We start from the raw sequence: 22,976 nt of genomic DNA, 5'->3' as shown, positions 1-22,976 counted from the left end.
GGCAGACAATAATAACTTGTAATGGAAAAAAAATTATTAATAGCACTTCTGGCAATAATAGTAATGAGTTGCCAAACAGATCCTAAAGATTACGCCACTCTTTCTGGGAAAATAACTAACAGAAATAGCGATTCTTTAATTATAAGATCATATAACGGCTTTTCTAAAACCCTAAAAGTAAATCAAGACGGAAGCTTCAGCGATACCCTAAAGGTAGAGCCGGGCGTATATAACTTATTCGACGGAAAAGAATCTACATTTTTATTTTTAGAAAATGATGTAGATATTAACTTAACCCTAGATACAAAAGCATTTGATGAAACTATCGTTTACACAGGCAAAGGCGCAGAAACCAGTAACTATTTAGCAAAAAAGAGCTTAGTTCAAGAAAAAGAATTTACCCCAAACCTCTTAGAGTTAGAAGAAGAAGCATTCAAGACTAAAGTTGCTAACTTGCAAAAAACCTTTACGGATTTATTGGATAGTTATAAAAATATAGATTCTACAGTCGCAGTAAATGAACGAAATAGTTTAGCTCAAATGCAAGAAGGACTCCTAGGTGTATATCGTCAGCAAAAAGCTAAGTCTAGCCAATACGATGATTTAATAGGAAAACCATCCCCCTCTTTTACTAATTACAAGAACTATAATGGCGGTACCACCTCCCTTAGCGATTTAAAGGGTAAATACGTTTATATAGATGTTTGGGCAACTTGGTGTGGTCCATGTAAAAGGGAAATTCCTTTCTTAAAAGAAGTTGAAGATAAATATGACGGAAAGAACATAGCCTTTGTTAGTATTTCTGTAGACGAAGGTAGAGGTTTTAAAGGCGCTACACCAGAAGAGAGAAAATCTGCCGCCGTAGAAGGTTGGAAAAAAATGATTGCTGAAAAAGATATGGGAGGCATTCAGTTACTTGCGGATAAAGCATGGAAGTCTGACTTTGTTCAAGGATACAAGATCATGGGAATACCAAGATTCATTCTAATTGACCCTGATGGCAATATAGTAGACGCCAATGCACCAAGACCGTCGAGTCCTAAGCTAATTAGCTTATTTGACACATTAGAAATCTAAGAAACGATTCAAAAAAACACTAAAGCCTCTTTTTCAAGAGGATTTTTTTGTATTATTCATGTCGTGCTGATACAAATTCAGAGTGAGAGCATAACTACTGCTGTTCTTTATCATTGCCATTTTCATCAGATGGCTGTTGCTGTTCAGGTTGCTTAAACATATCCAGAAATGCTTCACCCAAATATTCAATAATATGGCTGGCAATTAAACTTTGGTAGCCAAAATCTTCAACAGCTATATCTGCCGATTTTCCATGTAAGTAAACCCCGTAAATTGAGGCTACTAAAGGATTGTAGCCTTGCGATATTAGACCTGTAATAATCCCTGTAAGAACGTCCCCACTTCCTGCTGTAGACAATCCAGGGTTGCCTGTAGTATTAACGTATAATTTATCTTCTAAAACCGTTATGCTATTGGCGCCTTTAATAACAACAACAACCTTGTGCTTTTTTGATAAGGCTTTTACCTTATCCAGCTTGTCAAAATCATTTTTCCAAGTACCAATAAGTCGTTCAAGTTCTTTAGGGTGCGGTGTAAGCACTGTGTTTTCGGGCAATAGCTTCAACAGAGCTTTCTTTTTAGATAATATATTTATACCATCGGCATCAATAACAAGAGGGGATTTATTTTGCTTTAGAAAAGCTTCAAAAGCACTTATGGTTTTAACATCTGTACCAAGGCCTACTCCAACGCCTACAACGGTTGGTTCAATATCAAAATTGATATATGTAACCAGTTTTTCGTTTTCATCCGTGAATACCATAGCTTCTGGAAAAGCCGATTGTATAACATTATATCCACATTTTGGTGTGAATACAGAAACCAATCCTGCGCCTGCAGACAAAGCCGCTTTACTCGTTAAAGTCACTGCTCCAATCTTTCCGTAACTCCCTCCAATTATTAAACTATGTCCAAATTGCCCTTTATGTGAAAATTTATCTCTGGGGACATAAATAGGTAAGACTTCATATTTACCAATAAGTTCAACATCGGTCTGGGTTGTATGCAAGAACTCTGGGTCTAGACCAATATCCAATACCTCCCATTGCACCGTATACTTTGCCGTTTCTGGTAAAAAGAATATTAATTTTGGTGAAGCGAAGCTTAGTGTATAACCAGCCCATACAACATCGTTTTCATTTTCTGGTACTTGATCAGTTTGTAAACCGGAAGGAATATCGACAGATAATGTAAAAGCCTTTGTTGATCTGAAATGCATAAAAAGTTTTTTCACCCAATCTACTACCGGCCTGTTTAAGCCTATTCCAAAAATAGCATCAACAATAATGTCATCTGGATGAATTTCTGGGAAATCGGCCTCACAAGTCATCATTTGAGGCCAAGATTTGGTTACCGATTTAATACGGTCGTAATTAATTAGAAAATCCTTTGATCGTTTGTCACTATAGTTTACGATATAGGTTTTCACATTATAGCCGTGAGTTATTAAATGCCTGGCTAAAACGAGTCCGTCACCACCATTATTCCCTATACCACAGAACACATGCACAGGTACTTGAGCACCTTGCATACGCATGTGCATCCAATTGAAAATTTGGGTTGCGGCACGCTCCATTAATTCGGTAGATGTAATTTGTTGTCTTTCTGCAGTTAGTCTATCTCCCTCGTAAACCTGCTCCTTAGAGAATATTTTCATTTGTTTTTATTAGTTATTTTCATCGGTTAGATGTAATTCACCATGTCACTACCTGTTACATTAAAAACATAAAGGCAGGGCGCTTTTTATTATTTTTTTTGATTATTGATTTTCCAATTCTTGTTAAAATACATTGATTTTATTGAAAGAAAAGAAGTTCTGTTTAAGAATATTATAAAAAATTAAATTTAGTTTTTTTATTAGGCTAAATGTAATACTTTTGGCTTGCATTATCATAGCTTTTATGAACCATTTAGACCAAAATACAAGATTTGTTTCCGCTTCTTTTTCTAAAGGAACGACTTCTTTCATTGGTACTACTACAACGACTACCCTTTGGGGTTGTTAATAATATATACTTCAGGCTATTTTTGTGGTTTCTATATCAATCACAACTCAAAATATATTTTCAATTATCAATTCATTAAAAAATGAAGGTTTTAAAATTTGGAGGAACTTCTGTAGGTTCTTCAAAAAACATAAATAACGTTATAAATATTTTAGAAGATTATTCTAAAAGTGATACTGTAATATGTGTGGTTTCTGCAGTTGGCGGTATAACCGACAAGTTACTTTTAGCTGGTAAACAAGCACAGAACAAAGACAAGTCTTATACAGAGACTTTTGAAGAAATAGCTAAAATTCACTTTGATATAATTTATGAATTAAATCCTGATGATGATGGGTCTGCTATCGCCCCTGTGGTTAGTGAAAAATTAGAGGAGCTAGAAAATTTGCTAAACGGTATTTTCTTGATTAACGAACTGTCCCCTAAAACATCTGATAAGTTAGTAAGTTTCGGTGAATTATTATCGTCGTTCATTATTGCCGAAACTATGAAAAGTAGAGGTCTCTCTGCTGAACGTAAAAATTCTCAAGAACTTGTGGTTACCAATTCGGTTTTCACGAAAGCAGAAGTTAATTATAGTATCACAAATAAAAATATTCAAGATTATTTTGGTGCAGCTTCACAACAAATCACAATTCTTCCGGGGTTTGTATCGAAATCTGTTATTGGAGAACAAACAACTTTAGGACGCGGTGGTTCAGATTTTACTGCTGCAATTGTGGCTGCCGCATTAAAAGTGAATCAATTAGAAATTTGGACCGATGTAAGCGGTATGTTTACAACTAACCCCAAAATGGTAAAACAGGCTTATCCTATTCAGGAGATTTCGTATCAAGAGGCCATGGAGTTATCTCATTTTGGCGCAAAAGTACTTTATCCACCTACAGTTCAGCCAGTTTTAGATTTAGAAATTCCGATTTATATCAAGAATACTTTGGAGCCAGAAGCGCCTGGGACTAAAATTTCTAATGATGCTTTAAAGTCTAGTACACCTGTTAAGGGCATTAGTAATATTGGTAATATTTCATTGCTAACGCTCGAAGGGAGCGGTATGGTTGGTATTCCTGGGTTTTCAAAGCGTTTATTCGAAACGTTATCGCAAGAGAAAATCAATATTATTTTAATTACGCAAGCCTCTTCAGAACATTCTATTTGCTTAGGAATCGAAGCTAAAGATGCTGAAGCTGCAAAAGAAGCCATTGATGCTACGTTTGAGAACGAAATTGCGCTTCATAAAATAAACCCAATAATTATTGAAAACAATTTATCAATAGTTGCTTTGGTTGGAGACAATATGAAAAATCACCAGGGCATTAGTGGTAAGCTGTTTAGTGCTTTGGGTAAAAACAATGTAAATGTAAGAGCTATTGCTCAGGGTGCTTCAGAAAAAAACATCTCTGTGGTTATCGCTGAAAATGATGTAAAGAAAGCATTAAACGTACTGCACGAACAATTTTTTGAAGCCAAAACAAAACAACTCAATGTATTTATTACAGGAGTAGGCAATGTAGGTGAGCGTTTAGTTGAACAAATAAAGCAACAGCGTAAATATTTAAAGGAAAACCTTAAAATTAGCATGCGTGTTGTTGGTTTGTCTAATTCACGAAAAATGATTTTTGATCAAAGCGGTATCGACTTAAAATCATGGAAAGAGCAATTAGCAGAAGGAGAACAAGCCTCGTTACAGGGCTTCTTCGAAAAGGCCAAATCACTAAATCTACGCAACAGTATTTTTGTTGATGTTACTGCAAATAAAGATGTAGCAGACTTATACGCTCAATATTTAAGAGAGAGTATTTCTGTTGTAGCCTGTAATAAAATTGCATGTTCTAGTGATTATTTAAACTATAAAGAATTAAAGCGTTTATCGCTTAAATACAATGCGCCATTCTTGTTTGAAACTAATGTTGGCGCGGGTTTACCGGTAATTGACACCTTAAATAACTTGATTGCTTCTGGTGATAAGGTTAATTCCATACAAGCGGTATTATCGGGGAGTTTAAACTTTGTATTTAATAACTTTAATGATACAGTTAAGTTTTACGATGTTGTAAAACAAGCTGCAGCAGAAGGTTATACAGAACCAGACCCAAGAATAGATTTAAGTGGTGTAGATGTTGCTAGAAAGATTTTAATTCTTGCTAGAGAAAGTGGTGTTGAAATGAACTTAGAGGATATTGAAAATACTTCTTTCCTGTCAGAAGCTGGTCTGAAAAGCGATACGGTTGATGATTTCTATGATACTTTAATTCAAGATGAAGCGCATTACCAAAGTCTTTACGCTTCTGCAAAAGTAAAAAATTGTCAATTAAAATATGTTGCCAAATTTGACGAAGGTAAAGCTAGCGTAAGTTTACAGGAAATCCCTTTAGGCCATCCATTCTATAATTTAGAGGGAAGTGATAATATTGTAATGTTCTATACTGAGCGTTACCCTAAACAACCTATGATAATTAAAGGAGCTGGTGCTGGTGCCGATGTGACAGCTTCTGGATTGTTTGCGGACATAATACGGTTAGGGAATGATTAAATTTTAGGAGATAGTAAGCATAAGCCAAGTTAAAGACAGCTGCTAACTAATACTTACTGAAAAACTGAATACTAAAAATGGAATTACATAAAGAAAGTGATATTTCTTGCTCCAGTGCAGCCGAAAGTTATTTGATAGATAAAATGAACGAAATAAAAATATTTTCTCCTGGTACAGTTGCCAACGTGTCTTGTGGTTTTGACGTCATGGGCTTTTGCCTCGATAATGTTGGTGACGAAATGGTCATTAGAAAAATTGACCAAAAAGGCATTCGCATTAGCAAGATTGAAGGATTTGATTTGCCTTACGAGGTAGACAAAAATGTTGCAGGTATTTCAGCTTTAGCGATGTATGAGGCACTTAACCTCGATTTTGGTTTTGAAATTGAAATCTATAAAAAAATCAAGCCAGGAAGTGGTATTGGCAGTAGTGCCGCAAGTGCCGTAGGTAGTGTTTTTGGCATGAATGAGCTTTTGAATAGACCATTCAATAAAACGGAATTAACCGAGTTTGCCATGAAAGGTGAAGCGTTTATTAGCAAAAGCGAACATGCCGATAATATTGGTCCAGCTATTTTTGGAGGGTTCATATTAGCCAAAAGTGTTTCGCCATTGCAAATATTAGAAATTCCCTCACCTATTGATTTGTATGCTACAATAATACATCCGCAGATTGAAATAAAAACAGCTGATGCTAGAGCACTTTTACCAAAAGAAGTATCATTACAAGATGCCATTAAACAATGGGCTAATCTTGGAGGTTTGGTTCATGGACTGCATACTGGCGATTATGAGGTTATAAAAAGCTCGTTGCAAGACGTGATTGTAGAACCACATAGAAGCAAATTGATTCCTCATTTTAACCACGTGAAAAAAGCAGCTTTAAATGCAGGGGCTTTAGGCTCTGGTATTTCAGGTTCTGGACCTTCAATCTTTTCTCTAAGTAAAGGACAAGAAACAGCATTAAATGTGAAAGATGCTATAGAAAAAATATATTCTAAAACAGGGATTGATTTTGATATTCACGTATCAAAAATTAATACCCAAGGAATTAAAATATTGAATTAGAAATGAACTACTATTCATTAAATAAACAAGCACCAGATTCAACATTTGAAAACGCCGTTGTAAAAGGATTGGCGCCAGACAAAGGATTGTATTTTCCAGAAAGCATTACACCTTTATCTGAAGATTTTTTCAAAAATATAGATAGTTTATCAAACTCGGAAATAGCATTTGAGGCTATCAAACAATTTGTGTATCCTGAAATTCCGGAAGATGTATTAAGAACTATTGTAGAGGAGACCTTGTCTTTTGAGTTTCCGGTTGTAAAACTTAATGACAACATTTCTACTTTAGAATTGTTCCATGGACCAACCATGGCGTTTAAAGATGTAGGTGCACGCTTTATGGCAAGATGCCTGGGCTATTTCAACAAGGATAATGATAATGAGGTTACTGTTCTAGTTGCTACCTCTGGAGATACTGGAGGTGCTGTAGCCAATGGTTTTTTAGGTGTAAAAGGTGTTAATGTAGTGATACTCTACCCTAGCGGAAAAGTAAGTGATATTCAAGAGAAGCAGTTAACCACTTTAGGTCAAAACATCAAAGCTTTAGAAGTTAATGGCACTTTTGACGATTGTCAAGCCATGGTTAAAACCGCCTTTTTAGATGAGGCTTTAACAAGCAAAATGCAATTAACCTCTGCCAACTCTATCAATGTAGCACGTTGGTTGCCCCAATTGTTCTATTTTATGTTCGCCTATAAACAGCTTCATAGAACTTATGATGATATTGTGTTTTCGGTGCCAAGCGGAAACTTTGGAAACATCTGTGCAGGTATGATGGCGCAACAACTAGGACTACCAATTAAACATTTTATAGCTTCAAATAATGTAAATAATGTTGTGACGCGCTATTTACAATCACAACTATACGAACCAAAACCATCAATCCAAACTATCAGCAACGCTATGGATGTTGGAGCACCAAGTAACTTTATTCGTATCCAAGAAATTTACAAAAATCAGTTCGAAAACCTAAAAGAAAACGTGTCCTCTTTCAGTTTCACTGATGATGAGACCAAAGAAGCCATGTTGGAGATGCATAATGACTTTAATTATGTAGCAGACCCACATGGAGCCGTTGGCTACTTAGGAAGCAAAGCATACTTAAAAGACAACCCAAATGCGCATTGTGCCTTTTTGGAAACAGCACACCCAACCAAGTTTTTAGATGTGGTTGAAAAAGTAATTAAAGAAGAACAGCCTCTACCAGCACAAATTCAAGAGGTTATGGGTAGAGAAAAGGAGTCGGTTGTAATTTCTACTTATGAAGATTTAAAGGCGTTTTTGTTGAAGTAATGCTTTCCCTTTATATGAAATTTTCAAAAAATGCCTTGGCTTTGCTTTGGCATTTTTTTATTGTATTATTTAGCTATATTATATTTTTTATCTAATTTGAATACTACTTTGCAAGATTAAATACAGCAATCAAAATTCTTCAAATAAAAGTGTGATATTTTTTAATTTTCGCCACTAACTAAGAAAACAATGTTTTGAGTGACGGTTTTTATCAGAAATATATCTTTCCTTATTCTGCAATAATCATAAAAATTTGTAGAGCTTACACTAATACAGAGGAAGATTTTGAAGATTATTATCAGGAAGTATGCCTTCAAATATGGAAAAGTAGAAATAACTTTTCTAAAAAAGCAAAATGGTCAACATGGATATACAAGATATCACTTAATACTTCTTTAACATTACTAAAAAAGAAGAGGAATGAGAATATTTTTGCATCAAATTATATAACTAATAATATAACAGAAGAAAATCAAGTTTTTAGTGATGAATCACTTAATAAACTTTATGACGCTATCAAACAATTATCTGAAATAGACAGGGCAGTAATACTGCTATATTTAGAAGATAAACCTTATAAAGAAATAGCTGAAATTATTGGTACTTCAGCATCAAACATTAGCACAAGAGTTAAAAGAATTAAAGAACGATTAAAAAAAATATTAGATGGATAACAATATTGAAAAAATTTGGAAAGAAGGTTTTACCAAAAACGAAAACCTTGATGTACCTATACTTATCAACTTTTATAATCAGAAATCAAAACACCTTATAACTAGAATAAAAAACACTATGTATTCAAACAACAAAGGTACTATAGTAGTCGCTTTTACACTTTTAGTTGTGTATATAATATTTGGACAAATTTTAACAGGCTGTATTATTTTTGCAGTTTGTACTGTGGCATATTTTATTGGAAAAAAACAGTTAATATCTGTAGAACAAGTTGATTTTGGAACCAACTCCTATGAATATTTGAAAAATTTCTACTCTTGGTGGCAAAGTAATGTTTCTAAATATTCAAGAGTCTTAAAATACTTGTTACCCTTGATTGTATTAATGATAATTTTACTCGAGTTATTTAATTTATCATTAAGACATCCAATACGCTTTAACCAGATTATAAATGATTCAGTTGCTATTTATATTGGTTTAGGTTTTATTACTTTTGTTATCTTAATTTGGGTTTTTAGCGTTCCATTTTATAAAAAAATATTAGACTTAATTTATGGCAAAGAAATTAACAAGTTGAGAGAATTGATAAATGATATGGAAGAACTAAGAGCTAGTGAATAATAAAAGCCACAGGACAACATATGGTAGTTTTAAGTCTAGTTTTAAGAAATCACAATAAAATATAACTCATGAGAAACACTATTTTCAAAAACAATCTATTTGTTATTGCCTTTGTATTTAACCTATACATTTCAGCTCAAACAGCAGCATGTGATGGCACTTTGCCTTTTGAGGAACTAAACGGACTTCTAACTATTGAAATGGAATCTGGTGTTCTACCCTCTAATTCAAACTGGAAAACAGGTACTGAAGCAGACCCAAACTTATCTGGTTCTACAATTACCTATATTTACTGGGATGGCACACAATCGTTCAACGCCCTTAATAATGCTCAAATAACCTACAATATTAAAATTAATACAACAGGTACTTATCGTTTTGCCTGGCGAGGTAGAATTGGAACGGGAACATCTCGTGGTGAACATAATGATGCATGGCTAAGAATAGTTGCCGACGATTGGTACATGACACAAAACGGTAATCCTAACGAAACTGCTATAGAACCCATACCAACCTGCAATTCTAATCCTAATAGAGGGTGTCCAGATGATGCCAAAGTGAATGGCTATATCAAAGCGTTTATGAATCGTGACCCTACAGGTCCTATTACAAGCCGCTGGGGTTTTGTAACCAATTCCAAGTCCAATGGAGTCTCTCAAAGGTTTATTTGGGCAACATTTAATACCCCAGGAAATTACTCGATTATAGTCGATGCTAGATCTAGTTTCTTCTTTATGGACAAGATGGTATTGAGAAGAACAAGTGTAAGCGACTCAAATGCTTTCAACTTAAACAACAGTGAATCCTTGTGTTTCGACAGTTCTTTATCTGCAACCGAATTTGATAAAGCAAACCCAATAAAAGTATCTCCCAACCCCACAAGCGGAATAGTAAATTTGAGTAATTTGCCGGTCACCGGAGGTGTAATAACCATTACGAATATTCATGGCGCAGTAATAACCAGAAAAAATTATAACGCCACTAAGTTAACTCTAGATATTAGTCGACTTGGTAGTGGTATTTATTTCATTTCTGAAACAGGCAACGGAAGAGATTTCACTAAGAAATTAATAAAACTATAAAGTAATTGCTTTAAAAATTTCAGAAAGAGTCAATGGAAATTGGCTCTTTTTTTTTGGACTAAAAAAGAAATGCTTTACTTTTCACAGAAATATATCTCTTGGTACTCAACGTAAAGTTGATTTACTCAAATCTAAATATTCAATAAATGAAAAAAACTGCCTTAACTTCAACACATGAAGCCTTAGGTGCCAAAATGGTACCGTTTGCCGGGTTTAATATGCCCGTTCAATATGAAGGAGTAAACATTGAACATGAAACCGTTAGAAAAGCCCTTGGAGTATTTGACGTATCGCATATGGGTGAATTTTTAATTGAAGGCGACCGTGCTCTGGATTTAATCCAAAAAGTGAGTAGTAATGATGCTTCCAATCTTACTATTGGTAAAGCACAATATAGCTGCATGCCCAATGAAACAGGAGGTATAGTCGATGACTTGATTATATACCGTGTAAAAGAAAACACCTATTTGTTGGTAGTAAACGCCAGTAATATTGAAAAGGATTGGAATTGGATTTCATCTAAAAATGATGTGGGAGCAATCATGCGAGATTTAAGCGATGATTATGCTTTATTGGCCATACAAGGTCCAAAAGCAGTTGAAGCCATGCAAAGCCTTAGCAGTCATGATTTATCGGCTATTAAGTTTTACAATTTTATTGTTGGAGATTTTGCAGGTATAGATTATGTTATTATTTCGGCCACAGGATATACAGGAAGCGGTGGTTTCGAGATTTATTGTAAGAATTCTGAAGTAAAACAAATATGGGACAAAGTATTTCAAGCTGGAGCAGATTACGGAATTAAACCCATTGGATTGGCTGCTAGAGACACATTACGTCTAGAAATGGGCTACTGTCTTTATGGAAATGATATTGACGATACCACCTCTCCTATTGAAGCTGGCTTAGGATGGATTACTAAATTTACAAAATCATTTACAAATTCTAAAGCTTTAGAAGACGAAAAACACCGTGGACCAGAAAACAAACTTGTAGCTTTTGAATTAGACGAACGTGGTATTCCACGAAAAGACTACGATATAGTCGATGGCAATGGTAACAAAATTGGACGAGTTACATCTGGTACCATGTCTCCCAGTTTAGGAAAAGGCATTGGGTTAGGCTACGTACCAACTGTATTTGCTAATGCTGGAAGCAAAATTAATATTCAAATTCGTAAAAAAGTAATTCCTGCAACCGTGGTAAAGTTGCCATTTTACAATATTTAATTATGGATTATCAGTCTATTTTAAATGATATTCATGCCCATGTAATTTCGGAAAAAGACAAAGGCACGGTTGCCTCTTACATTCCAGAATTGGCACTTATCGATATTAATAATTTTGGACTTCACTTAAGAACAAAAAACGGTGAAGAGTATGGTGTTGGAGATTGTAACAAACCTTTTTCTATTCAAAGCATCTCTAAAGTACTCGCTTTGGCATTGGCGGCATCAAAAAAAGGAAGCACTATTCTAAATCGGTTGGGTGTAGAGCCATCAGGCCACCCTTTCAATCAATTGGCTTTGCTTGAAATTGAAAATGGCATTCCTAGAAACCCTTTCATAAACTCAGGTGCTATTGTCGTTGCGGATATTATTGTTTCTTTATTCAATGATCCTAAGGTTGAGTTTCTCAATTATGTTAGAAATCTCACAGGAGATGACAATATTCACTATAATCTCAATATAGCTAAATCAGAAAAGGAAACCGGTTTTAGAAATTATGCAGCAGCTAATCTTCTAAAATCTTTTGGAAACTTAGAAAACCCTGTCGAGGAAGTTCTAGATTACTATTTCATGCAATGTGCTCTAGAGATGACTTGTCAACAAATAACTAAATCCTTTCATCTTTTTGCCAACAAAGGAAAATGTCTGTTCGAAAAATCTCAACTTTCCGAACAACAAGCAAAGCGTATTAACGCTATTATGTTAACCTGTGGTTTTTACGACGAAGCGGGTGAATTTGCTTTCGAAGTTGGCCTCCCCGGTAAAAGTGGTGTTGGCGGAGGAATCGTTGCGCTATTGCCAGATCATTACGTAATTACCACCTGGTCTCCTGGGCTAAATAAAAAAGGGAACTCAAAGTTAGGCATGCTCGCTTTAGAACAGTTTACAACAAAAACACAATTATCCATTTTTTAGAATGGTTTCATTGTAAATGACGTATGAAAAACGCGGAAAGTAAACATAGAATATTAATCCTTGGAGCAAGCGGGTTTCTTGGCAATGCTATTTATAAAGAGCTTTGTCCTTACTTTAAAACTCATGGTACTTACAGAACTTCAAATAGGCATTTTGAAAAGAATCATCAGTTTTATCAATATGACTTTGAAGAAGATGATATTTATGAAATCCTAGATATTGTAAGACCTACCATTATAATTTCTGCGCTACGTGGTGAATTTTCTAAACAGGTAATTTTACATTTACACCTAGCAGAATATGTGTTTTCTAAAAAAATAAAAATTATATTTCTGTCCTCGGCCAATGTATTCGATGCGTACAGTAAATTCCCTAGTTATGAAGATGACAAAACTTTGAGCAACAGCATTTACGGACACTTTAAGATAAAAATAGAAAATATGCTACTAAGGTTACCCAAAAAACAAGTAGCAATTTTAAGATTGCCTATGGTTTTTGGCTCACAATCACCCCGTGTAATGGAGATTCTCGAAAATATAAAACAACAAGAGCCTATTGAAGTCTTTCCCAATCTGGTTATGAATGTTACGAATGCCGATAAATTCACCCAACAAGTACATTATATAATTAACAGAAGTAAGTATGGTGTATTTCATTTAGGCAGTACCGACCTAGTACATCATGATGATTTTATAAAAGAAATAATTATAGAATTAACAGATAAGAAACCCATATACAAACGGGTATATACCACAAACGAAGAACGTTATTTAGCGGTACTTACAAAAACCAATAAGCTACCCAAACATTTGCAAATAGTTAGTAACGACATTTTAGAAGATTTAAAAATTAATTGATTGCAACAGTAGAATTCATTAAATTAGTTCAAGTAATTCTAAAATACTTTTAATGAGTAAATTGACAACACAAGACATTGAAAAAAGATTATTGCATTTCCCAGATTGGGAATATTTTGATAACGCCATTCACGCAGAATTTGAATTTGACAATTTTAGGGATTGTTTTAGCGCCATGAGCAGAATAGCTTTTGAATGTGAAGCATTGAACCATCACCCTAACTGGAGCAACGTCTATAATGTATTAACAATTTCACTCTCCACTCACGATGTTGACGGGGTTTCTGAAAAAGATTTTAAATTAGCTGAAGCTATTGAAAATATTGTTGAGCCTGTTGAATAAATTTGCCTCTAACTGAAAAACGAATTATTTTCGCTTATTAAAATTAAAATTTAGATTATGGGAAGAGCTTTTGAGTTCAGAAAGGCAAGAAAAATGAAGCGTTGGTCGGCAATGAGCAAAGCCTTTACACGTATTGGTAAAGATATAGTAATGGCTGTAAAAGAAGGAGGTCCTGACCCAGATAGTAATTCCCGATTACGTGCAGTTATACAGAATGCCAAGTCTGTTAATATGCCAAAAGACAACATTGAGCGAGCTATAAAACGAGCTTCAGATAAAAGCCAAGGGGATTATAAAGAAGTGATTTTTGAAGGCTATGCGCCTCATGGTATTGCCATTTTAGTAGAAACGGCAACAGATAACAACACAAGAACAGTTGCCAATGTTAGAAGTTATTTTAATAAATGTGATGGTAGTCTTGGAACTTCAGGTTCTGTAGTTTTCATGTTTGATCACACTTGTAATTTTAAGATAAAAGGCGATGATTTAGATCTAGAAGAATTAGAACTAGAACTTATCGATTTTGGCGTTGAGGAAATTTTTGAAGACACCGATGAAGATGCCGATGGAAATGAAGTGAACAGTATCATTATTTATGCGCCTTTTGAAAGTTTTGGAAAAATTCAATCTTACCTCGAAGAAAATAATATTGAAATCCTATCATCAGGATTTGAGCGTATCCCTCAAGTAACCAAACCTTTAGATGCCGAAAAAGTAGCAGATGTAGAAAAACTTCTTGAAAAACTTGAAGAAGACGACGATGTACAAAACGTATATCACACCATGCAGGAACTTTAACCTATTAGGTTTAATTAAGTTATTATTATTCAAACAGAACTCTTTAAAACCCGAAAACTAACTAAATAGGGAATTATTGGTGATGGTCATAGTCAATGATATGACCGATAATGTCCTTTATTTATCCCCTTACCCAGTAAAAAATCTATTTAATTGGAAATAAACCACTTTCTACACAGGTGTTTTGAAGTAGATTTATGATAATTAATGGGTTTAGAGTATAGAATCTACATCGAAACATGTACTTAAATATTTTACTATTTGGGGAGATATAGACCACATATCAACTTATAAAATATTATACTTTAACATTTTTTTGTAACATTTTTTAGCCTTAAAGGTTAATTTTGGTGTCATTTTAAAAACAGTATTGACTAATCCCAAATTAAATGTTATGATTTTTATTAAAAACAAGACTTCTCAGTATTTCTTAATGTTCCTCACTATCATACTACTTGTCTTTCCGCTAACCTCAAATTCTCAAAATAAAAAGAGTAAAAAGAAAAAAGCCAACACCACAGCTTTAGCACCCAAACCTAAAACAACCAAAAAGAAAAGTATTGCCGACCTTGTTAAAAAAAGCAAGAAAATAGAGGGGCTTTTTACAATTTATCAAGATACCACAAATGGATCGCTACAAATGCTCATTTCTGAAAATCAAATTGGAAAAGAATACATTTATTTTAGTCAAATAGCCGATGGTGTTCTAGAAGGAAAAGCTAATAGAGGCTCTTACAGAGGCTCCAAAATATTCAAAATCGAAAAATATTTCGATAAAATTGAGTTTATAGTTCAAAACACATCGTTTTATTTCGACCCAAATAATCCTATTTCCAAATCTGAAAATGCAAATACTAGCAATGGTACGATTGCTAGTGTAAAAATAGAAGCTTCAGATTCTAAAACAGGAAGCTACCTAATAAAGGCCAATGATTTGTTTTTAAAGGAAACTTTTTCAAGAATCAAGTCCCCGTCTCGACCAGGAAGCTCATCACTTTCATTTAAATTAGGAGCTTTAGATAAAAATAAAACTAAAATAAACAGTATTAAAAACTATCCCGAGAATACTAATATTAAAATTGAATATGTATACTCAAATCCATCAACAATTAGTAATGGTTCCAACGCCTTAGCTGACCCTAGAAATGTGAGCATTAAGGTTTTCCATAGTCTTATTGCTATGCCTGAAAATAATTATGAACCAAGATATGACGACCCCAGAGTTGGCTATTTCATGACTAAAGTTGATGATCAAACATCAACATCATCAACACCATATAGAGATTTAATCCACCGGTGGAACTTACAAAAGAAAGATCCTAATGCAAAAATTTCAGAGCCTGTAGAGCCTATCGTTTGGTGGATGGAAAACTCTACACCTCTAGAATGGAGAGAGACCATTAAAAATGGCGTTTTGCAATGGAACAAGGCTTTTGAAAAAGCAGGTTTTAAAAATGCTATGGTAGTAAAACAACAACCTGATGATGCTGATTGGGATGCAGGAGATATCCGTTATAACGTTTTACGGTGGACTTCATCTCCACAACCGCCCTTTGGAGGTTACGGACCTATTTTAGTAAATCCAAGGACCGGGCAAATTTTGGGTGCAGATATCATGTTAGAATATGTACATTTTACCAATCGTGTGTTTTATGACAAAATTTATAACCTACACGGTTTGGAAAAACCATTTAAAAACCATGATAACTCGAACGAGCACAATCATGAACATTGTACTCTTGGAAAATTTATGCATCAAGATATAATGTTTGCCTCTGCAGTAGCTTCTGTAACCGGAGCATCGGATTTAGAAATGGAACGCATAAAAAAAGAATCCATGACAGCTCTTATTATGCACGAAATTGGCCATACCTTAGGGTTGAACCACAATATGAAAGCCAGTCAGTTATTCTCTCCAGCAGAATTAAGCAATCCTGAATTTATTGATGGTAAATGCCTCACCGGTTCTGTAATGGATTATGCTACTTTAAATATTACAAAAGATAGAACAAAACAGGGGCAATATGATGACGTAGCTGTTGGCCCCTATGATATCTGGGCAATTCAATTTGGTTACACTCCTTTTAAATCTGAAGAGGAAAAAAACCGTCTACTTAATCGATCGACCGAACCTGAGCTTATATTTGGAAATGACGCTGATGATATGCGTTCTCCAGGAAAGGCTATAGACCCAAGAGTTATGATCCACGATCAATCTAACGACGCTATCCAATATTCAATAGATAGAATTGAACTCTCGCAGAACCTGATGAAAACTGCAAAAGACAATTTTATAAGAGACGGAAAATCGTATGAAGACCTAAGACGTGTATACTTGCTACTAAGCGGTCAAAAATCTGGCGCGGCAAACATCATTTCAAGATATATTGGTGGTGTTTATGTAGACCGGGCCATGGCTGGACAGGAAGGCGCCACACAGCCCTACACTCCTGTAAAATTAGAAGATCAAAAACGGGCCATGAAGGCTTTGGAGATGTATGTTTTTGCACCCGATGCGTTTAATGCCCCGAATGATCTATACAATTACTTAGCCAGACAAAGACGAGGTTTTGACTTCTTAAATGAACCTGAAGACCCTAAAATTCACAAGCAAATTCTGGCTTATCAACAAAATGTTTTGAGTCATTTGCTACACCCTAACACACTGCAGCGTATTACAGATTCTCAACTTTACGGCAATGAATATAAACTATCTCAATTTATGAGCGATTTAAATGCATCTATTTTTAGTAAGGATATTTATGGTAATGTAAATTCGTTTAGACAAAACTTACAACTAGCCTACACCAACAGATTAATTAATATCTTAACAGGTAAGCAAAACAGCATGTTTTCTAATACCTCTAAATCTATGGCACTCTATAATTTAAAGCGAATTAAATCTATGGCTACTAATACTGGAAATATTAGCTCTAAAGCCCACAAACAACACTTAAGAACATTAATTGATAATGCCTTTAAAGAAATTAAGTAGCACACAGAGTAAAAAAAAAGCTATTTCTGTGGAAATAGCTTTTTGCTTTTTTAATGTAAAAGTGAATGTTTCTTTTTAGGGACAAATTCTGTTTACTTTATGTTTCATCTACAAATACATAAATTGTATCGCAATATTCATGCCATTATTTCCTAATCTATAGGATTTTACGAATATTCAATTATCTTTCCCTTCACACCTTTAAAAAACCCACGAATGAACTCAAAATCGGCTTCTATGTCATTTGAAGGGAAAAAAGGTTGTGAAATCTTATTTTGTTTATTTTCAAAATCTAATGTAAACATAATAATAGGTACTTTGGCTTCCTTGGCTATATAGTAAAATCCTGTTCGCCATTTAGAAACCTTCTTGCGTGTTCCTTCAGGAGACATCCCCAATCTAAATTCTTCTTTACTGTTAAAAATATTGATTATTTGTTCAACTTTATTCTCACTGGAAAACCTATTTACGGGTATCCCTCCCAAGGCTCTAAAAAACCAACCAACAGGAAAATGAAATAAACTTTTCTTACCAATAAAATTTGTTTTGACACCTATGACTGCTCTGAGAAGAATCCCTATGTAAAAGTCATGCCAACTGGTGTGAGGTGCTGCTATAATAACAGCCTTCTTTATGTGCTCTTTGGAAAGATTAGAGTTTCCGACTACTTTCCAACCTAAAAGATTATGGTAAATGAGTTTTGCTAGCCATTGCATACTACATTCTTAGGTAAAGCGCTTTTAGTTTTTTTCTTGTAATTGTCCTTTTCCAGTTTTTACCTAATGCATTTTCCCAAAGCGGCACCAAACCTAATGAAATATCTATCATTGTATCAAGTTCTTGATCGTTTAATTTGGAACAAATACCTTGAGGCAAAACAATATTATGTTTTGCTTTCATTTCCTTAAAAACCTTTACGCCTTCTGGGTAGAACTCTTCCAATTGGTCAAATACTATACAGTTACCTATACCATGCTTAATTCCCAACAAGTAAGACAAACCATAACTCATAGCATGGGCCACACCTACTTGAGAGTAAACAATACTCATACCGCCATGCCAAGATGCCATCATGAGTTTTTCTTGGGACTCTGTAACACTCAAATCGTCATCAAGAAATATCTCTTCACACAACGATAATGCCATATCGCCATAGCTTTGACTAAAAGTGTTTAAGTAAGTACCTTCTAATGATTCTATACAATGAATATAACAATCCATACCGGTATAAAACCATTGGTTTTTAGGTACGCTCTGTGTTAATTCTGAGTCTAAGACAACTTGATCGAAAGGTGTGAAATCGGAATTTATTCCAAGTTTTTTATCTGGCCCCGTTAATACTGTTGTTCTAGAAACCTCTGCTCCTGTTCCAGAAATGGTTGGAATGCCTACATGGTAAATCGCCTTATTCTTAACTAGGTCCCAACCTTGATAATCTTGTGCTTTGCCCTTATTGGTGAGCATGATTGAAACTGCTTTGGCTAAATCTAATAAAGTACCACCTCCTATGCCTATGATACCTGAAGGCCGCTCATTAAATTTTAAAATAATACTTTCAACCAATTCATCAACCTGTTCTGTCTTAGGTTCTTCGGCAGCGGAAACAAAAATGATTTGGTCATTGTAAGCCAATGGTATTCTTGAGGTAAGCCAAGAGTCCGATTTAAAAACATCATCAACTAAAAATATAAAAGGAGCATTAATATTTAAGCGCTTTGGAGCTAATATTTCGCCTAATTGATTGAAACTACCTCTGCCAAAAACGACTCTTGGCACCATGGGAAAGTTTTTATAACTCATCTAATATATTCTCTTTTTCGAAATGTAAAAATAAGACTATTTTGATACTTACTCATTTAAATACTGTTGAAATTTCTCAGAAAACAAACCTACATGATAGCCATCGACCAGTGCGTGGTTAACACTAATCGCTACATTCATTTTTAATTTACCGCCTCCTAACCTATCCATTTTACTAAAAGCCAGCTTAGGCACAGATTCTGTTTTACCTGAAATAGGTTCTTTCTGCCCTGTAAAATTAACCCAAGGCATTGCCGAACAATGAATACAATCTAAACCGTTTTTTGGAGGGTATAAATCGCTGGTGTGCTCAATACGTTTTTTTTCTTGTTCTATATTTTTTATAAATTCATCTAAATTTTCATTGAAATCAATAAATGAAAATCCAAATGTATTATTGGTTCTCATAATAGTTGCAGAAGCGTGTATAACATCATAAGACACAATATTTTCATTTTCTATTCTAAACTTCAAATTTTCAACACGATTGATTGCCTTTGTGCAATCGTGTAAATATTTTGCAAAAAAGCTAATACCATTAGCTTTAGAAAAAGCATGAGCCTTTGTGACATCGAAAGGGATTGTTAGGGAGAAATAAGGATCTTTTAAAGCACTAAAATGTTCATAATGAGCCTTTCTATTCCATTGTTCTATATCAATCACTTTCATTATGATTACCCTAGAAATTTTAGAAGCTCTCTTAAAGAACCAATCGTTTTATAGTCTTTACCATTTGTTTCTCTTTCCGACACCTGTTCGTGGGCCCAAGTTGTATGGAATGGAACATGAATAGCCTTAGCACCAAGATTAACTAGGGGTAAAATATCAGACTTTAATGAATTTCCAACCATTAAAAACTCTGAAGGCTCTATATTCAAGTGTTTCAGCAACTTAGCATAGTTAGCTTCTTTTTTCTCACTTAAAACTTCTATGTGATGAAAATAATCGGTCAATCCAGATCTTTCTAATTTACGTTCTTGGTCCAACAAATCGCCTTTAGTTGCCAAAATAAGTCTGTATTTCTTTGATAGCTCATGTAAAACCTCTTCAACACCATCTAGTAAATCTACAGGTTTATTTAGCATGTCTTTACCGATTTGCAGTATCTTGTTTAAAGTAGTATTCGGGACATTGTAATTCGAAATTTCTAAGGCAGATTGCACCATAGAGAGCATGAAGGCCTTTACACCATAGCCATAAAGCTCTAAATTTTTAATCTCCATTTTGAAGAGCTCTTGATCTATTTTATTTGGTGTTTCATAATCTGATAATAACCTACAGAACTCCTCCTCTGCTTCTCTGAAAAAGGTTTCGTTTACCCAAAGCGTGTCATCGGCATCAAAGCCTATGGATTTTATATTTTGATAGTCTATTTCCAAGCTAGTTTTGCGCGTTCTAAATCCTCAGGTGTATCGATTTCTATACCCTGAACATCTGTTTCTACCATTTTAATTCTTTTGCTATATTCCAAATATCTTAACTGTTCCAATTTCTCAGAAGCCTCTAAAGTTTGCATAGGCAACTTAGAAAAATTAAGTATGGCTTCCTTTCTAAAAGCATAAACACCTTTATGTTTATAGTATTTTACCCCTACATTTTCATCTCTAGGATAAGGTATTGGACTACGTGAAAAGTACAATGCAAATTGAGATTGGTCTACTACAACCTTTACAGTGTTAGGATTGTTTATTTCATCTTTATCCTTAATGTGAACCATTAAAGATGCTAGATCCACCTCTTTTTTATCATCGGTTTTAAAGACTTCTATTAATTTACTTAAAGACTCCTTATCTGTAAAAGGTTCATCGCCTTGAACATTAATAACAATATCTATATCTAAGTTTTCTACTGCCTCGGCTATGCGGTCGCTACCAGAATTATGCTCTTTAAGACTCATAATCGCCTTACCACCATTATTTACAATTTCATTGAAAATAATATCACTATCGGTAACTACAAAAACATCATCAAATAGCCTTGTAGCAACAGTAGCCTCATAAGTCCTTAAAATAACAGATTTTCCATTGAGGTCTTGCATGAGCTTGGCTGGAAACCTAGAAGCCGCATAACGCGCAGGAATCATTGAAATTATCTTCATATATACAATACTGAAATAGATTTCAAAAGTAACTAATTAATTTTTTGAAACTATATTATTCTTCTTCAAAAAAATCGTCTTTAAAGCCAATAAGGTATAATTTTTCTTTGGCTCTGGTCACCGCAGTATATAACCATCGTAAATAATCTTTATCTATGCCATTGGGTAAATAAGGCTGTTCTACAAAAACGGTATCCCATTGTCCACCCTGCGATTTATGACAAGTAATGGCATAAGAAAACTTAACCTGTAGTGCATTGAAATATTTATTGCTTTTTATTTTTAAAAAGCGCTTATAATTACTTTCACCCTCGAAATCTTTAGCCACCTCTTGGTACAAACGGTTAGATTCCTCGTAAGATAACGATGGTGTTTCAGCATTAATGGTGTCCAACAGCAAAACCGTTTCTAAAGGGCGCATTCTTGGGTAATCAACCATTCGTATTTTTACAGTTGCAAATCTAAAGCCATAAAGTTCTTCTATTCGAAAAATCTCCAATACCTCTACAATATCACCATTTGCGATAAATCCTGCCTCACTATTTGGTTTTACCCAAAAATAATTGTTCTTAACAACCATAAGATAATCACCCGCAGATAACTCATTTTCATTAAACAGAATTCTGTTTCGAATTTGCTGATTGTATAGATTTGCACGTTTGTTACTCCTTACAATAATAGTAGTCTCCTCATTACCTAAATCACTATAAGCATCATTTATGGCATCCATGATTTCGTGACCATCAACAAGTCTTATGATGTCTGCGTAACCATTCAAATCAAATTTAAAATAATCGTAAACAGCATTAGATAGCGCTTCTCTTAAAACAGTCGCATTGGCTAAAATACCAGAATCTAATTCTTGTCTAACTACTTCATCCAATTCCATTCGGCTAACCTCTTTGTTGTATTGTAAACCCAATGAATTTTCATCTAAAGCTGGACTAATATCTAATTTTACTGGTGGCAATTGTGCCGTATCACCAATTAAAAGCAATTTACACCTGTGACCTGAATAAACATACTGCATTAAATCGTCTAATAAAGAACCGTTTTCAAAATGTTTAGAATCTCCTAGTGTATCTGAAATCATAGAAGCCTCATCAACAATAAAAATGGTGTCTTTATGCTTATTAGGCTGTAAAACAAACTTAACACCACCACCCTTCTCCTTTCTGGGAAAATAAATCTTTTTATGAATGGTAAACGCCTCTTTTTTAGAATAATTAGAAATTACTTTAGCTGCCCTTCCTGTAGGTGCCATTAGAACAGCACTCTTTTTAGCCTTCCATAAATTGGAGACAATAGCACTTACTATTGTGGTCTTTCCTGTTCCTGCATATCCTTTTAAGAGATACAATATATTAGACTCCTTACTGAAAATAAAACCAGCCAATTGTTGCAGAACAATATCTTGTTTTAATGTTGGATTAAAAGGGAATTGCTGCTTTATTAAAGCGTAAAAATCTGAGGAGGTCATTAAATAATTCTCAAAAAATAAATTATTCAAATATAGAAATGATTTTTATTCACTGTAGGTTTTAACGATTAAAAAAAAATTGTAGATTTGCCTGAGACCTATTATAACT

20 protein-coding genes are annotated in these 22,976 nt (G+C 34.4%); 13 read left to right on the top strand and 7 right to left on the bottom strand.

Annotated elements, in window-relative coordinates; all coding sequences use genetic code 11:
- Positions 1-21 precede the first annotated feature (21 nt).
- Complete coding sequence (locus M0214_RS12535; RefSeq protein ID WP_248722905.1) at positions 22-1,077, top strand: TlpA disulfide reductase family protein; 1,056 nt, start codon at positions 22-24, stop codon at positions 1,075-1,077.
- A gap of 94 nt (positions 1,078-1,171) precedes the next feature.
- Here M0214_RS12535 and M0214_RS12530 read toward each other — a convergent pair whose 3' ends face one another.
- Complete coding sequence (locus tag M0214_RS12530) at positions 1,172-2,734, bottom strand: NAD(P)H-hydrate dehydratase (RefSeq protein WP_248722904.1); 1,563 nt, start codon at positions 2,732-2,734, stop codon at positions 1,172-1,174.
- Positions 2,735-3,165: 431 nt separating this feature from the next.
- Here M0214_RS12530 and thrA point away from each other — a divergent pair, with 431 nt between their 5' ends.
- From thrA to M0214_RS12470, 12 genes are all read left to right on the top strand, one after another.
- Complete coding sequence (gene thrA / locus M0214_RS12525; protein WP_248722903.1) at positions 3,166-5,613, top strand: bifunctional aspartate kinase/homoserine dehydrogenase I; 2,448 nt, start codon at positions 3,166-3,168, stop codon at positions 5,611-5,613.
- Positions 5,614-5,756: 143 nt separating this feature from the next.
- Positions 5,757-6,680: a homoserine kinase gene (locus M0214_RS12520; RefSeq protein ID WP_248724962.1), complete on the top strand. Its 924-nt coding sequence runs from the start codon at positions 5,757-5,759 to the stop codon at positions 6,678-6,680.
- Positions 6,681-6,682: 2 nt separating this feature from the next.
- Positions 6,683-7,975: a threonine synthase gene (gene thrC / locus M0214_RS12515; protein WP_248722902.1), complete on the top strand. Its 1,293-nt coding sequence runs from the start codon at positions 6,683-6,685 to the stop codon at positions 7,973-7,975.
- Between the two features lie 194 nt (positions 7,976-8,169).
- Complete coding sequence (locus tag M0214_RS12510; RefSeq protein ID WP_248722901.1) at positions 8,170-8,649, top strand: RNA polymerase sigma factor; 480 nt, start codon at positions 8,170-8,172, stop codon at positions 8,647-8,649.
- Entirely contained in the window at positions 8,642-9,271 is a 630-nt protein-coding gene (locus tag M0214_RS12505) for a hypothetical protein (RefSeq protein WP_248722900.1), read from the top strand. Before M0214_RS12510 ends, M0214_RS12505 begins: the two co-directional genes overlap by 8 nt.
- A 68-nt stretch (positions 9,272-9,339) precedes the next feature.
- A complete protein-coding gene (locus tag M0214_RS12500) occupies positions 9,340-10,353 on the top strand; it encodes a T9SS type A sorting domain-containing protein (RefSeq protein ID WP_248722899.1) in 1,014 nt (337 codons plus the stop codon).
- Positions 10,354-10,499: 146 nt separating this feature from the next.
- Positions 10,500-11,582: a glycine cleavage system aminomethyltransferase GcvT gene (gcvT, locus tag M0214_RS12495; RefSeq protein ID WP_248722898.1), complete on the top strand. Its 1,083-nt coding sequence runs from the start codon at positions 10,500-10,502 to the stop codon at positions 11,580-11,582.
- Positions 11,582-12,496, top strand: coding sequence for a glutaminase (locus M0214_RS12490; protein WP_248724961.1), 915 nt, complete (start codon positions 11,582-11,584; stop codon positions 12,494-12,496). Before gcvT ends, M0214_RS12490 begins: the two co-directional genes overlap by 1 nt.
- Before the next feature lie 23 nt (positions 12,497-12,519).
- Entirely contained in the window at positions 12,520-13,353 is an 834-nt protein-coding gene (locus M0214_RS12485; RefSeq protein ID WP_248722897.1) for a sugar nucleotide-binding protein, read from the top strand.
- A 52-nt stretch (positions 13,354-13,405) separates the two neighbouring features.
- Positions 13,406-13,696, top strand: coding sequence for a 4a-hydroxytetrahydrobiopterin dehydratase (locus M0214_RS12480; RefSeq protein WP_248722896.1), 291 nt, complete (start codon positions 13,406-13,408; stop codon positions 13,694-13,696).
- Positions 13,697-13,753: 57 nt separating this feature from the next.
- On the top strand, positions 13,754-14,494 hold the full coding sequence (locus M0214_RS12475) for a YebC/PmpR family DNA-binding transcriptional regulator (protein WP_248722895.1): 741 nt from the start codon (positions 13,754-13,756) through the stop codon (positions 14,492-14,494).
- A gap of 394 nt (positions 14,495-14,888) precedes the next feature.
- On the top strand, positions 14,889-17,489 hold the full coding sequence (locus M0214_RS12470; protein WP_248722894.1) for a zinc-dependent metalloprotease: 2,601 nt from the start codon (positions 14,889-14,891) through the stop codon (positions 17,487-17,489).
- Positions 17,490-17,656: 167 nt separating this feature from the next.
- Here M0214_RS12470 and M0214_RS12465 read toward each other — a convergent pair whose 3' ends face one another.
- Genes M0214_RS12465 through M0214_RS12440 form a run of 6 tightly spaced genes read right to left on the bottom strand, consistent with a single transcriptional unit; the run spans position 17,657 to position 22,867 of the window.
- On the bottom strand, positions 17,657-18,205 hold the full coding sequence (locus tag M0214_RS12465; protein WP_248722893.1) for a 1-acyl-sn-glycerol-3-phosphate acyltransferase: 549 nt from the start codon (positions 18,203-18,205) through the stop codon (positions 17,657-17,659).
- Between the two features lies 1 nt (position 18,206).
- Positions 18,207-19,289 carry an iron-containing alcohol dehydrogenase family protein gene (locus tag M0214_RS12460; RefSeq protein WP_248722892.1) on the bottom strand — a complete coding sequence of 361 codons (1,083 nt, stop codon included), beginning with the start codon at positions 19,287-19,289 and terminating at the stop codon, positions 18,207-18,209.
- Between the two features lie 48 nt (positions 19,290-19,337).
- A complete protein-coding gene (locus M0214_RS12455) occupies positions 19,338-19,958 on the bottom strand; it encodes a CatA-like O-acetyltransferase (RefSeq protein WP_248722891.1) in 621 nt (206 codons plus the stop codon).
- A gap of 5 nt (positions 19,959-19,963) precedes the next feature.
- Positions 19,964-20,668 carry an HAD family hydrolase gene (locus M0214_RS12450; protein ID WP_248722890.1) on the bottom strand — a complete coding sequence of 235 codons (705 nt, stop codon included), beginning with the start codon at positions 20,666-20,668 and terminating at the stop codon, positions 19,964-19,966.
- Entirely contained in the window at positions 20,659-21,387 is a 729-nt protein-coding gene (gene kdsB, locus M0214_RS12445) for a 3-deoxy-manno-octulosonate cytidylyltransferase (protein ID WP_248722889.1), read from the bottom strand. Before kdsB ends, M0214_RS12450 begins: the two co-directional genes overlap by 10 nt.
- Positions 21,388-21,442: 55 nt before the next feature.
- Positions 21,443-22,867: an ATP-dependent RecD-like DNA helicase gene (locus M0214_RS12440; protein ID WP_248724960.1), complete on the bottom strand. Its 1,425-nt coding sequence runs from the start codon at positions 22,865-22,867 to the stop codon at positions 21,443-21,445.
- Between the last annotated feature and the right edge of the window lie 109 nt (positions 22,868-22,976).

The organism is Seonamhaeicola sp. ML3 (assembly GCF_023273855.1).
Lineage (GTDB): Bacteria > Bacteroidota > Bacteroidia > Flavobacteriales > Flavobacteriaceae > Seonamhaeicola.
Note: the sequence above shows the minus strand (reverse complement) of the source record. Positions and strands in the feature narration are given on the sequence as shown.

Excerpts from the sequence above, each read along its gene's own strand:
- M0214_RS12530 (WP_248722904.1), bottom strand. The coding sequence starts at position 2,734 with ATGAAAATATTCTCTAAGGAGCAGGTTTACGAGGGAGATAGACTAACT.
- M0214_RS12505 (WP_248722900.1), top strand. The coding sequence starts at position 8,642 with ATGGATAACAATATTGAAAAAATTTGGAAAGAAGGTTTTACCAAAAAC.
- M0214_RS12460 (WP_248722892.1), bottom strand. The coding sequence starts at position 19,289 with ATGAGTTATAAAAACTTTCCCATGGTGCCAAGAGTCGTTTTTGGCAGA.
- M0214_RS12475 (WP_248722895.1), top strand. The coding sequence starts at position 13,754 with ATGGGAAGAGCTTTTGAGTTCAGAAAGGCAAGAAAAATGAAGCGTTGG.
- M0214_RS12520 (WP_248724962.1), top strand. The coding sequence starts at position 5,757 with ATGAACGAAATAAAAATATTTTCTCCTGGTACAGTTGCCAACGTGTCT.
- M0214_RS12455 (WP_248722891.1), bottom strand. The coding sequence starts at position 19,958 with ATGAAAGTGATTGATATAGAACAATGGAATAGAAAGGCTCATTATGAA.
- M0214_RS12480 (WP_248722896.1), top strand. The coding sequence starts at position 13,406 with ATGAGTAAATTGACAACACAAGACATTGAAAAAAGATTATTGCATTTC.
- kdsB (WP_248722889.1), bottom strand. The coding sequence starts at position 21,387 with ATGAAGATAATTTCAATGATTCCTGCGCGTTATGCGGCTTCTAGGTTT.
- gcvT (WP_248722898.1), top strand. The coding sequence starts at position 10,500 with ATGAAAAAAACTGCCTTAACTTCAACACATGAAGCCTTAGGTGCCAAA.
- M0214_RS12470 (WP_248722894.1), top strand. The coding sequence starts at position 14,889 with ATGATTTTTATTAAAAACAAGACTTCTCAGTATTTCTTAATGTTCCTC.
- M0214_RS12500 (WP_248722899.1), top strand. The coding sequence starts at position 9,340 with ATGAGAAACACTATTTTCAAAAACAATCTATTTGTTATTGCCTTTGTA.
- M0214_RS12465 (WP_248722893.1), bottom strand. The coding sequence starts at position 18,205 with ATGCAATGGCTAGCAAAACTCATTTACCATAATCTTTTAGGTTGGAAA.
- M0214_RS12485 (WP_248722897.1), top strand. The coding sequence starts at position 12,520 with ATGAAAAACGCGGAAAGTAAACATAGAATATTAATCCTTGGAGCAAGC.
- M0214_RS12535 (WP_248722905.1), top strand. The coding sequence starts at position 22 with ATGGAAAAAAAATTATTAATAGCACTTCTGGCAATAATAGTAATGAGT.
- thrA (WP_248722903.1), top strand. The coding sequence starts at position 3,166 with ATGAAGGTTTTAAAATTTGGAGGAACTTCTGTAGGTTCTTCAAAAAAC.
- M0214_RS12440 (WP_248724960.1), bottom strand. The coding sequence starts at position 22,867 with ATGACCTCCTCAGATTTTTACGCTTTAATAAAGCAGCAATTCCCTTTT.
- thrC (WP_248722902.1), top strand. The coding sequence starts at position 6,683 with ATGAACTACTATTCATTAAATAAACAAGCACCAGATTCAACATTTGAA.